The organism is Mesorhizobium sp. M0276 (genome assembly GCF_040321755.1).
Lineage (GTDB): Bacteria > Pseudomonadota > Alphaproteobacteria > Rhizobiales > Rhizobiaceae > Mesorhizobium.
The window spans coordinates 17,796-30,195 of sequence record NZ_JAMYSC010000026.1; the positions used below are offsets into that span (position 1 = coordinate 17,796).

General features: G+C 63.0%; 10 protein-coding genes and 1 pseudogene. 9 read left to right on the forward strand and 2 right to left on the reverse strand.

The window, feature by feature from the left end; all coding sequences use genetic code 11:
* The first annotated feature begins 58 nt into the window (after positions 1-58).
* Entirely contained in the window at positions 59-1,288 is a 1,230-nt protein-coding gene (locus NKJ01_RS20635; protein ID WP_352730530.1) for a GNAT family N-acetyltransferase, read from the forward strand.
* Between the two features lie 3 nt (positions 1,289-1,291).
* On the opposite strand, the gene NKJ01_RS20640 is transcribed toward NKJ01_RS20635, so the two are convergent.
* The gene (locus tag NKJ01_RS20640) at positions 1,292-2,005 is read right to left on the reverse strand and encodes a GntR family transcriptional regulator (RefSeq protein WP_352730531.1); all 714 of its coding nucleotides are present in this window, start codon (positions 2,003-2,005) and stop codon (positions 1,292-1,294) included.
* Between the two features lie 262 nt (positions 2,006-2,267).
* On the opposite strand from NKJ01_RS20640, the gene NKJ01_RS20645 reads away from it, so the two are divergent.
* The 6 genes and pseudogenes from NKJ01_RS20645 to NKJ01_RS20670 all read left to right on the forward strand — a co-directional run bounded on the left by NKJ01_RS20645 (position 2,268) and on the right by NKJ01_RS20670 (position 8,098).
* Positions 2,268-3,356, forward strand: a complete 1,089-nt coding sequence (locus NKJ01_RS20645; protein ID WP_352730532.1) for an ABC transporter ATP-binding protein — start codon at positions 2,268-2,270, stop codon at positions 3,354-3,356.
* A 33-nt stretch (positions 3,357-3,389) separates the two neighbouring features.
* Complete coding sequence (locus NKJ01_RS20650) at positions 3,390-4,679, forward strand: ABC transporter substrate-binding protein (protein WP_023759871.1); 1,290 nt, start codon at positions 3,390-3,392, stop codon at positions 4,677-4,679.
* Between the two features lie 180 nt (positions 4,680-4,859).
* Positions 4,860-5,687: pseudogene (locus tag NKJ01_RS20655) on the forward strand (ABC transporter permease); the annotation flags it as partial.
* Position 5,688: 1 nt separating this feature from the next.
* Complete coding sequence (locus tag NKJ01_RS20660) at positions 5,689-6,507, forward strand: ABC transporter permease (protein WP_352730534.1); 819 nt, start codon at positions 5,689-5,691, stop codon at positions 6,505-6,507.
* A gap of 2 nt (positions 6,508-6,509) precedes the next feature.
* Positions 6,510-7,256 (forward strand): aspartate/glutamate racemase family protein, encoded by a 747-nt coding sequence (locus NKJ01_RS20665; protein WP_352730637.1) that lies wholly within the window; start codon positions 6,510-6,512, stop codon positions 7,254-7,256.
* Positions 7,257-7,261: 5 nt separating this feature from the next.
* Complete coding sequence (locus tag NKJ01_RS20670; protein WP_352730536.1) at positions 7,262-8,098, forward strand: GNAT family N-acetyltransferase; 837 nt, start codon at positions 7,262-7,264, stop codon at positions 8,096-8,098.
* A 31-nt stretch (positions 8,099-8,129) separates the two neighbouring features.
* Here the strand turns inward: NKJ01_RS20670 and NKJ01_RS20675 are convergent, their stop codons facing one another.
* Entirely contained in the window at positions 8,130-10,400 is a 2,271-nt protein-coding gene (locus NKJ01_RS20675) for a GumC family protein (protein WP_352730538.1), read from the reverse strand.
* A gap of 258 nt (positions 10,401-10,658) precedes the next feature.
* Between NKJ01_RS20675 and NKJ01_RS20680 the strand changes: the two genes are divergently transcribed.
* Positions 10,659-11,222 carry a polysaccharide biosynthesis/export family protein gene (locus NKJ01_RS20680; protein WP_352730540.1) on the forward strand — a complete coding sequence of 188 codons (564 nt, stop codon included), beginning with the start codon at positions 10,659-10,661 and terminating at the stop codon, positions 11,220-11,222.
* Between the two features lie 8 nt (positions 11,223-11,230).
* A complete protein-coding gene (locus tag NKJ01_RS20685) occupies positions 11,231-12,361 on the forward strand; it encodes a glycosyltransferase family 4 protein (RefSeq protein WP_352730542.1) in 1,131 nt (376 codons plus the stop codon).
* Positions 12,362-12,400: the final 39 nt, after the last annotated feature.

The window sequence follows — 12,400 nt, forward strand, 5'->3', positions numbered from 1 at the left end:
ACGGAACGCGCCTGCGCGAACCCCCAAATCGCGATCAATATGCCCTAAGGATTGAGGTATGGTTGACGCAACCGCGTCATTTGACGGCAATCGGCTTGCTGCGACCGAGGCGTCGCCGCGCGCCTTGCCGCAGGACCATGCCGGCCTGTCCATTTCAGTGGTGTCGGCGGACGGGCTCGCGGCCTATGCCGAGTTCTGCCGCTCGGCCCTGTTTGGGCCGGCGCAAAGTGCTGCCTGGGTGCTGAACTGGGCTGCGCAGGTCGGGCCGGATTTGCTCGTCGCGACATTGAGCGCCGACGGCAAGCCGGTTTTTTCGCTGGCGCTGGAGGTCACCGCCAACGGTCCGTTCCGCGTCGCCCGCTTCATGGGAGATCGCCACGCCAATGGCAACTTCGTCGCCGCGGACCCGGGCTGGCTGACCGAAGCGGATATCCGGGCCGTCCGATCGATGCTGGCGGCCATTGCCAAGGAACGTCCGGACATCGATCTCGTCGCACTGGAACGATTGCTGCCCAATCTGGACGGCGTCGCCAATCCCCTCGCCTCGCTTGACCATTTTGCCAGCCCCAATCTGTCGCTGGCCGTCGACCTTGTCGGAGGCTTCGATGCGCTGCTTTCTCGCGCCAGCGGCAAACGCAAACGCAAGAAGCACCGTTCGCAGATCCGGAAATTCGAAGCCGTCGGCAGCCATCGCCGCATCGAGGCGCGCACGGCCGACGAGGTCGCAAGGCTGCTCGATGCCTTTTTCGAGATGAAGGAATTCCGCTTCCGCAAGATGGGCATCACCAACGTCTTCGGTGACGAGTTGGTGCGAAGCTTCTTTCACGCGCTGTTCACGCAAGCGCTCGCGGAAGACATACCTTCTTTCGTGCTGCACGGGCTAGAGGTTGCCGGCAAGTTGCGCGCCGTCACCGGATCGAGCCGCTCGGGTAAGCGCCTGATCTGCGAGTTCGGCGCGATTGCCGACGACGACCTCGGCCATACCAGCCCCGGCGACTTCCTGTTCTTCGACAACATCCAGGAAGCCTGCGCGACCGGCTTCGAGGTCTATGATTTCTCCGTCGGCGACGAAGCCTACAAGCGGCTGTGGTGCGATATCGAGACCCAACATTTCGAAGTGCTGATACCACTGACCCGGAAGGGCCGCGTGCTGGCGCTGATGCTCAGGCAAGGCGCGCGGCTGAAAGCCTTCATCAAGAACAACCCGACGATCTGGAAACTGACCAAGATGCTGCGCCGCAAGGCGGCGGGACAGGCGGCATCCACTGCCGGCGAAGACGACAGCTAGCTCTCAGAAATCGAGGGCCTCCCTCAGCGCCGGGCCGGCCCTGACGCGCAAATCCAGATCGGCCTCGATATGATCGAGGTGGTGCAGCATCAGCAGGCTCGCCCGCCCGCAATCTCCGCTCCCCAGCGCGCCGACAATTTCCGTGTGTTCGCTGTGCCCACAGGCTGATATGCCAGACCGCCCGTAAAGCGCGATGACCAATGACGAGCGCGCCACCAGCTCCTCCATGAAGCGCTGCAGGATGGCATTGCCGGCGACGGCGGCAAGCAGCAAGTGGAAATCGCCCGACGCCCTGATTTCGGAACGCCGCGCATTCGGCCCACGCTCGGCAATGAAGCGGCCCTCCTCGTCGAGCTGCGCCTTGAATGCAGCTATGTCGGCAGCGGTGACGCGGCCGCAGGCGGCGATGGCAATGCCCGGTTCGATCAGCCGTCGCGAGGCGAACACCTGGCGCGCTTCCTCTGGCGATGGGTTGGCGACGAAGGCGCCACGGTTGCGCTCGGTGCGCACCAGCCCTTCGAAGGACAGCATCTGCAGCGCCGCGCGTGCCACCGTACGGGAGACGTCGAACAGCGTGCCGACCTCGCCTTCCGACAGTTTGGTGCCCGGCGCCAGCCGGCGGTCGACGATGGCGTCGCGTAGCTGGTCGCGGATCGCCTGGGCACGATCCTGCGTGGCACTGTCGGTGGCGGAATAGATCTGGTCGGCAAAGTTCATGGCGGCAATTCTTTCCGTCCCCTTCTAACGCGACTCTCGACGTCAGCACGAGAGGCAAAGTGGACACGAAGGCAAAAAAGATTGCATACGATTTGTGTATAGATCGCAGACAATCGCCCATAATTTGTGCAACGCACAAAACGCCCGTTTGATAGGCGACACCCGAAAATCCTGATTTCCCCGACAATTCAAATGCTTGGTCGGCAGCATGGCGATTGGCATGCATGATGCTTTGATTAACACGACCAAACGGGGATGCCTGATGTCCAAAGCCGCCGAAATCGACATTGTGTCCGTTTCGAAAGTCTATGGAACGACGACCGCCGTCGAGGGTATCAGCCTCAAGATCCCGGCCGGCACCTATTGCTGCTTGCTCGGCCCTTCCGGCTGCGGCAAGACCTCGACGCTGCGCATGATCGCCGGCCATGAGAGCATTTCCAGCGGCGACGTCCGCCTCGGCAATGTGGTGGTGACGGACTTGCCGCCGGCCAAGCGTGGCACGGCGATGATGTTCCAGTCCTACGCGCTCTTCCCGCACCTCGACCTCATCGACAATGTCGCCTTCAGCCTCAAGATGAAGGGCGTCGACAAGGAAAAGCGCCGTGCCAGGGCGCTCGACATGCTGAAGCTTATGCAGATGGAGGCCTATGCGACGCGCCGGCCCGCACAGCTTTCCGGCGGCCAGCAGCAGCGCGTCGCGCTGGCGCGCGCGCTGATTACCGATCCCGAGGCGCTGTTGCTCGACGAGCCGCTTTCCGCGCTCGATCCGTTCCTGAAGATCCGCATGCGGGCCGAGCTGAAAAAGCTGCAGACGTCACTCGGCATCACCTTCGTCCACGTCACCCACAGCCAGGAGGAGGCGATGGCGCTCGCCGACCTGATCGTGGTGATGAATGACGGCCGCATCGAACAAGCGGCGCCGCCGCGCGACGTGTTCGAGCGGCCGGCCACCGCCTTCGTCGCCCGCTTCATGGGCGACCATAATGTCATCTCCGGCCGGGTCACCGGCGAACGCGGCGCCATGGTCACCTTCGACGTGAATGGCGGCGGCTCGCTTGCCGCCAGCGGCCAACCACGGGACGTGGGAGCGCCGATCGACATCGCCATCCGCACCGACCATGTGCGCATCGGCGAGGCGCCCTCGCCCGGTCTCGGCTTCACCGGCATCGTCTCCAACGTCGAATATCGCGGCGCCACGGTGAAGCTGTCGGTCACCGGCGCCGGCATCGACGATTTCACCGTCATCGTCGACGATTCCGACTTCTTCGCCAAACCCGTCGCCATTGGCAACGCCGTACCGCTCGCCTGGGATTCCGAGGATGCCATTGTCCTCGGCCGCCTGCATTCATGACGTCAACCAAGCAAAACAAGATAGGGGAATAGGATGACAAACACTACGCAAACCAAGGCGGGCATCTCGCGCCGCTCGCTGCTCAAGACGGGTGCCGCTGCCGTTGGCCTTGCCGCCGGCTCCGGTGCCATATCAGGCTTTCCGACAATTTGGGCGCAATCCAACATCACGTTGCGCCAGTTCGGCACCGGCGTGTCGAATCTCAACGCCATCGCCGACAAATGCAAGGCTGATCTCGGTATCACGCTGGAGATGACGGCAACAGATTCCGACGCGGCCGCCCAACGCGCAGTGACCCAGCCCGACAGTTACGACATCGCCGACATCGAATACTGGATCTGCAAGAAGGTGTTCCCGAGCGGCGTCCTGCAGCCGATGGACGTCAGCAAACTGAAGTACTACGACGAACTGGTGCCGCTGTTCAAAACCGGTAAGCTGACGCCCGACAGCGTCATCGCGCAGGGCACGGCGCCGCACACGGTCGGGTATGTCGACGCGCAGGACTCAAAGACCTTCGCCAAGGCACCGACCAACTGGTTCACCATGGTGCCGACCATCTACAACGCCGACACGCTGGGCATCCGCCCCGACCTCGTCGGCCGCGACATCACCACATGGGCCGATATCATGGACCCGGCCTTCAAGGGCAAGACTGCAATCCTCAACATCCCCTCCATCGGTATCATGGATGCGGCGATGATCATGGAAGCCACGGGCAACATCAAATATGCCGACAAGGGCAACATGACAAAGGACGAGATCGACAAAACGATCGACTTCCTGATCAAGGCCAAGCAGGCCGGCCAGTTCCGCGCCTTCTGGAAGTCCTTCGACGAGAGCGTCAATCTGATGGCGTCGGGCGAAGTCGTCATCCAGTCGATGTGGTCACCCGCCGTCGCCGCCGTGCGCTCCAAGGGCATCGCCTGCCGCTTCCAGCCGCTCAAGGAAGGCTACCGCTCATGGGGTGGCGGCCTCGGTCTTGCCGCCCACCTCAAGGGCGCTGAGCTCGACGCTGCTTACGAGTACATCAACTGGTACACGTCGGGCTGGGTCGGCGGCTATCTCAACCGCCAGGGCTACTATTCGGCCAACATGGTCTCGGCCAAAAAATTCATGACCGAGGACGAGTGGGGCTACTGGATCGAAGGCAAGCCAGCCAAGGGCGAGATCAAGGCACCGGACGGCACGGTCATGGAGAAGGCCGGCGCGGTGCGCGACGGCGGCTCGTTCGAGGAACGCATGGGCAAGGTCGCCTGCTGGAACTCGGTCATGGACGAGGACCGCTACATGGTGAAGCGCTGGAACGAGTTCATCGCGGCTTGATCTAGTCAGCGCCCTTTCTCTTCCCCTTCTCTCCTTTGGGAGAAGGGGATTGGCGCGCAGCGCCCGCACCACAAACCTGCACCGAGAGCATTAATGACAGTCGCGCTCGACCGCCCCGCAATTGCCGCCGCCGCGAAACCAGCCCGACGACGACGCTTCGCGTTCGGCGGGGTCACGCCCTATCTCCAATCGGCGCCACTGGCGCTGATCCTCGGCGCATTCCTGCTTCTGCCCATCATCATGATCGTCGTCGTGTCCTTCTGGGATTACGACTTCGCCGCCATGTATCCGGATTTCCTGACCACCAATTATTCCGACGTTCTGGGCTCGTGGGTTACCTGGAAGACCTATCTCAACACCATCAAGTTCGCCGCCATCGTATGGGCGCTGACCTTGTGCATCGGCTTCTGGGTCGCCTATTTCCTCGCCTTCCACATCCGCACCACGGCCATGCAGATGGTGCTGTTCCTGGTCTGCACCGTGCCTTTCCTGACCTCCAACATCATCCGCATGATCTCATGGATTCCGGTGCTCGGCCGCAACGGGCTGATCAACTCGACGCTGGTGCATCTGGGGCTGGTGCCGAAACCGATCGAATGGTTACTCTATTCCGAATTCGCGGTCGTGCTCGCCATGGTTCATCTTTACACGCTGTTCATGGTGACGCCGATCTTCAACACGCTGATGCGCATCGACCGCTCGCTGGTCGAGGCCGCGCGCGACGCGGGCGCGTCCGGCTGGCAGGTGCTGTGGAACGTCATCATTCCGCTGGCCAAGCCGGGCATGGCGATCGGCACCATCTTCGTCGTCACGCTTGTCATGGCCGACTTCTCAACCGTGCAGGTGATGTCGGGCGGCCAGAGCGCCTCCGTCGCGCTGATGATGAAGAACCAGATGTCGTTGCTGCAGTATCCGGCCGCCGCCGCCAATGCGGTGGTGCTGCTGGTGCTGGTGCTGCTGATGGTCGCCGGCATCCTGCGCATTGTCGACATTCGCAAGGAGCTCTGACGTGAGCCACGAAAAACGCACTGTCGGTTTCTACGTGCTGGCGGTCTTCTTCACGCTGTTCGTGTTGTTCCTCTACGGCCCGCTGTCAGCGATCCTGATCCTCTCCTTTCAGGGCGAGACCGGCGGCCTCACCTTCCCGCTCAACGGCGTGTCGCTGCACTGGTTCGCCAATCTATTCGAGCGCCAGGCGGTCGGCGATTTCGGCGGCAGCTTCAAGCGCTCGCTCGTGCTGGGTGTCATGGTGATGATCGTCACCGTCGTGGTGTCACTGCTGGCGGGCCTCGCCTTCCGCCAGAAATTTCGGGGCGCCACCGCGCTGTTCTACCTGGCTGTCGCCAGCCTCGTCGTGCCCTCGATCATCATTTCACTGGGCATCGGCGTGGTCTTCCAGCAGATCGGCTTTCGTCCGGCCTGGTACACGTCCGCTTTCGGCGCGCATCTGACCTGGACCTTGCCGTTCGGCGTACTGATCATGTTTGCAGTCTTCAACCGCTTCTCGCCGGCCTACGAGGAAGCCGCACGCGACCTCGGCGCCACCTCCTGGCAGACCTTCGCCCATGTCGTGCTGCCGATGATCGCGCCGAGCTTGATCGGCGTCGGCCTGTTCGGCTTCACGCTGTCCTACGACGAATTCGCGCGTACGCTGATGACCTCAGGCACCTTCAACACGCTGCCGCTCGAAATCTATGGCATGACCACCAATGTCACGACGCCCGTGCTCTATGCGCTTGGCACGGTGACCACGGTGTTTTCGTTCCTGGTGATCCTGGCGACGTTGGGCGCCATCCTCTATGTCGGCCGCCGCCGGGCGAGAGCGTGACCGTGCAGATACTTGTGGTGAACCCAAACACGACCTCGAGCATGACCGAGACCATCGCGGCCGCCGCACGCGCGGTCGCCGGCGCCTGGACGGAAGTGGTTGCCGTCACTTCGTCCATGGGACCGGTATCGATCGAAGGCTATTATGACGAGGCGCTGGCCGTGCCGGGCCTATTGGTGGAGATCGCCGCCGGCGAGCGCGCTGGCGCGCAGGCAGCCATCATCGCCTGTTTCGACGACACCGGCCTGGATGCGGCACGCGCCATGGCCGGTATCCCAGTCATCGGTATCTGCGAGGCTGCGCTTTCCATCGCTGCTTTCATTGCCCAGCGCTTCACCGTGGTGACAACCACCGAACGCTCGCTTGTACCTGTCGAGGGGCTGGTGCAGCGCTACGGCATGGCGGGACGCGTCCGCGTACGCGCTGCGGACATATCCGTGCTTGCGCTGGAGGACCCGGCATCTGGCGCGGTCGGAAAACTGCGCGACGAAATCGCCCGAGCTATCGCGGAGGATCGCGCCGAGGCCATCGTGCTCGGCTGCGCCGGCATGGCCGACCTTGCGCACCGGCTGCAAGCGGAGTTCCAACTGCCGGTTATCGACGGCGTCGGCGCAGCACTCAAGCAGGCCGAGGCGCTGATCTCGCTCGGCCTGTCGACATCGAAGCGCGGCGCCTATGCAAGCCCGCTGGCCAAGCCCTATCGTGGTGTGCTGAAATCCTTCTCACCCGGAATAGCCGCTGCGGAGTGAGCGCCATGAAGCCGACCATCCGGACGCTGTCGCTGCAAGAGGTGGCTGTTCTCGTCGACTGGGCGGCCGCGGAAGGCTGGAATCCGGGCCTTGAAGACGCGGCGATGTTCCAGGCCGCGGATCCCGAAGGCTTCATCGGCGCCTTTGTCGGCAACGAAATGGTCGCGGCAATCTCGGCGGTGGCCTATGGAATCGAGTTCGGCTTCATTGGCCTCTACATCTGCCGGCCGGACATGCGCGGCAAAGGCTACGGCAAGGCGGTGTGGAACGCCGGCATGAAAAGGCTTGCCGGCCGCACCATCGGGCTCGACGGCGTCGCAGAGCAGCAGGCGAATTACCGGGCCATGGGCTTCAGCCCGGCCTACGAGACCACTCGCTACAGTGGGCGCAAGGTGGGCCCATCGGGCAGAGCGGACGGACTGCGGTTGTTGACGACTGAGCTCGTGCCCGACATTATCGCCTATGACGCGCATTGCTTTCCCGCGCCCCGGCGTGCCTTCCTGCAGCGATGGCTGCAGGCGCCGCATCACGGGCTGGCGGCGATCAATTCGCGCGGCACCAGCGGCTATGGCGTAGCGCGGCGGTGTCGGTCCGGATTCAAGATCGGTCCGTTGTTTGCCGACGACATGAAAATCGCCCTGCAATTGCTGGAACGACTGGCTGGTGCCTGCGAGGGCGGCGATCTGAGCATCGACGTTCCAGCCACCAAACTGGACTTTATCGCAGCGCTCAATGCGGCCGGTTTTGTGCCGACCTTCACCACCACCCGCATGTACAAGGGCCCGCCCCCGAAGCTCGGCCTGCAACGATTGTTCGGCGTGACGACGCTGGAACTGGGATAGCGACCGGACCGGCCTTTGCCAAGGAACTCCTTCAGGCGGCAGTGCGCCGTCCCGGCACCGGATTGCCGGGCGGCTCGTGGCCGAGCGGCGTCACCAGCGTCAGGTCGGGATAGCCGCTTTCGATCAGCTTGACCGCGGCCTGTGTTACGTCGTCGTCCGACTCCAGCATGGAGAGAAAGACCTCGGTGGCATCGCCGGTCAGACGACTGATGCCTTGCGCGTCGGCTGGTCCGCATTCGACCACGACCAGATCATAGGCCGTTGTCAGCGACTGCATGATGATCGGCAGCCGGTCGGCGGCGCGCATGGCGCGGACCGGATCGGCGGTGCCGACGGGAATGACGTGACAGTCCGAGTAGAGATCGGCGTGGATGACGTCGCTGAACTGCGCCTCCGAAGCGAGCAGGTTCGTGATGCCGGGGAAAAGTCCACTGTCCAGCATCGGCCGTGAGGCGGCCCCCGACGCGGTGAGATCCAGCAACAGGACGCGCAGGCCGGCGTCGGCGACCTCGCGTGCTACCAGGACCGCGGACGCGGCGGCCTCGTCGCCCTCCGGCGAGACGAAGATGGCGCGCGCGGCACCGCTGGCGATCAGCTTTTCGGCAGCCTTCTCAACGTCGATCTCACCCAGCGTCGAACGCACCGGTTCGGGCTCGACAGCCGTCTGCTTGGCTGCCGCTGCCTCGGCCATTGCGACCATATCAGGCGCTTCGGCCATGGCGGGCATCGTCGCGTAGGGCTTGGCCTCCGCCGCAGCCGGGCGGTTCCCCATCTCCGGGCGAAGGACGGGATCCCGGAGGACGGCGGGTTCCTGGCGGACAACCGGCATTGCGACCATGTCAGACGCCTGCGCCACATGGGGCATCGCGACCTCATCGATCCGTTCGAAGCGGGAACCGGTCGCCGGACGCATCGCACGCCCGGAAAACAGCTCCCGCAGAAGCGTGACGATGGCCATGATCAGCAGCGATGCGGCGAAAGCGGCGCCAACGATAGGTCCGACCTTCGGGAAATAGGCCTCGGAGGGAACCGAAGCCTTCGAGGCGATCCGGGCGTCGACCGGCAGATAGTTGCGGTCTTGGCGCGAAGCCGCTTCGCGATAGTTGGCCAGATACAGCTCGAGCTGCTGCCGTTTGGCGGTAGCGTCGCGCTGCAGCGCGTCGAGATCGACCTGCTGTTCGCCGGCTTGCGCCGAAGCCGCCTTCAACGTGTTGACGTCGGCGACAAGCTGGTTCTCGCGGGCCTTTGCCGTCTCGGCCTGCATCAACAGGCCTTTCATGATCTTCTGGGCCTCGCTGCGGATCTGCGCGTCGAGATCGGCCAGTTGCGATTTCAGCGCGCGAATACGCGGATGATTGCCAAGCAACGTGGTCGACAGATCGGCGATGTTGGAGCGCAATTCGACCTGTCGCTCGCGCAAGCGCTGGATCAGGTCCGACGACAAAACCTCCGGCACGGCATCCAGCGAACCGCCAGTCTGCAGCGCCCTGCGCACACCGTCAGCGGTCGCTTCGGCAGCGGCGCGGTTGGCGCGCACTTTCGACAGTTCGCTCGACAGTTCCGAAAGCTGCTGGGTGGCCAGCACCGAATTGTTGCCACCCATCAGAAGATCGGACTGTGAGCGATAGGCGGCGACCTTGGCCTCGGCGTCCTTGACCTGCTTCGATAGGTCGGCGATCTCCGGTGCCAGAAAGTCAGCAGCGGCGTTGTTGGATTCGAGCTTTGCCGCCCCTTGCCCCGCTATATAGGCGGCAGCAATGGCGTCCGGTATGGCGGCCGCGAGCTTGGGATCTTCCGACGAGAACTCAATGGCAATGATGCGGGTCTTCTCGACACCATAGACGTTGAGCTTCTCGTGCATTTTCTTAAGGACGCGTTCTTCCGGCGGAATCTCCATCGGATCGCTTTTCAAGCCGACGAGGACCAGGGCGCGGCTCAACGGCGACATGTCGAGCGCGTCGTCGAACTCGGGCAATTTTTCCAGACCAAGCTTTTGTGCGACCTGCTTGAGGATTTCGTTGGAGGAAATTATCTGGACCTGGGTGGCGACGCCCTGTTCGTCCAGAATAGGCTTGTCGGTGTCATTGTTGTTGCTGGCCGGCCGCGTGTAGACAGATTCGCGTGGAGCGATCTCCACCTGCGTCTCGGCCTTGTAGTGGCGGGTTGCCAACGAAGCGAAAGCGAATGCCAGCCCTGTCACCGACAGCACGACGACGACTATGCGCAACCAGTTCCTCGCCAGGCTGGCGAAGAGCTGCCTGAGATCGACATCGACATCTGCGGCCGCGGACTGAACGGACATGCATCCCTACTCCGATACTGGGTCAGGATGCACCGTAAACAACTATGGTAACTCAGCCGTTAAGAACACGGTAAGTTTCCGTTAGGGTTTACTGGCGAGTGAAAAACAAACCTGCAAAAAACGCAAAAACTCTTGCCGATGCGCCATGCGTCAGCCCCTCCCTTTACCGGTCATTAACCCTAACAGGATGATAACGAACCCGATCCCTGATGTTTGCTGCGACCGCCGCAGCGGCAAGTCGAAGGTACCTGTCCGGTCATGAAAAGCACTGCTCCCCTGTTTCGCGCTCTGCTTGCCGTGTCGATGCTTGCTGGCTGTTCCAGCTATCGGCCGACGCCGGCAGCCTTCCACGAGGTGCTTGATCAGCCCTATCGTCTTGGCGCCGGCGACCGCGTCCGCGTCACAGTGTTCGAGCAGGACGGGCTGACCAACACCTACAGCGTCGACCAATCCGGGTACCTCTCCTTCCCGCTTGTCGGCGCCATACCGGCGCGTGGCCACACCGCGCAGCAGTTGGAAAAGCAAATCGCCGACAAATTGCGGCAAGGCTATCTGCGCGATCCCGACGTTTCGGTCGAGATCGATCGCTACCGGCCGATCTTCGTCATGGGCGAAGTGGGTGCCGGCGGCCAATATTCCTATGTCCCCGGCCTGACGGTGCAGAAGGCAATCGCCATTGCCGGCGGATTCACGCCGCGCGCCAACCAGGAAAGCGTCGACATCACCCGCGACATCAACGGCAAGGTGATGACCGGCCGCGTGGTCACTTCCGACCCGCTGCTGCCCGGCGACACCGTCTACGTCCGCGAACGCCTGTTCTGACGAACCACGTGGCGGACACCCTCAGGATCGTCCATTGCTTTCGCTCACCCGTCGGGGGAATTTTCCGCCATGTGCGCGACCTGGCCGAGGCGCAGGTCGCCGCCGGCCATTCCGTCGGCATCGTTTGCGATTCGACGACGGGCGGCGAGTTCGAGGAACATCTGTTCGCGCAGATGAAGGACATGCTGGCGCTCGGCATCCACCGCACGCCGATGCAGCGCCATGTCGGCCCGGGCGACCTTGCCTCGGCCTGGCGCACTTACAGGATCATCAAGGAATTGCGGCCGGACATTTTGCACGGGCACGGCGCCAAGGGTGGCGCCTATGCCCGTCTGTTCGGCTCATTTTTGCGGGTATCAAGGTCTCGCGTAGCCCGCCTCTATTCGCCGCATGGCGGCTCTCTCCACTATGACGAGAACACGACCACCGGAAAGCTGTTCTTCGCGCTCGAGCGCTTCATGGCCCGCTTCACCGACTGCCTGCTGTTTGTCTCCGACTATGAGAGGCGAACCTATCGCCATAAGGTCGGCGAACCGCCGATTCCCAACACCCTTGTCTATAACGGTCTGCGCGCCGCAGAATTCGAACCGGCGATCACCGAGCCCGACGCAGCCGATCTGCTCTATATCGGCATGATGCGCGACCTGAAGGGGCCGGATATCTTTATCGATGCTTTGGCGCTGGCCGGCCCCCAGTTCGGCCGCGCGCTGACCGCGGTCATGGTCGGACACGGCGACGACCTGCCGCGCTATCACGTGCAAGTAAAACGCCTGGGGCTTGAGCGTCATGTCCGCTTCCTGCCGCCGATGCCGGCCAGGGATGCCTTTGCACTGGCGGGGCTCGTCATTGTTCCCTCACGCGCCGAAGCCATGCCCTATATCGTCCTGGAAACGCTTGCCGCGGGAAAACCGATGGTCGCCACCGCAGTCGGCGGCATTCCGGAGATCTTCGGCACGAGTTCCCCTGCGCTGATCCGGCCCGACCCGATCGAGCTTGCTGACAAGATAGGCCAAGCGCTGGCCGACCCTGCTGCCTATATCAACCTGATGCCCGATGGCGCGAACCTCAAGGCGCGGTTCGGCGCCGATGTGATGGCCGCCGACATCGAAAAGGCCTACTTCGCCGCGCTCGACCGATAGCCGTTTCAAAACCACAGGTTGTTTCAAGGGTTTCTTAGC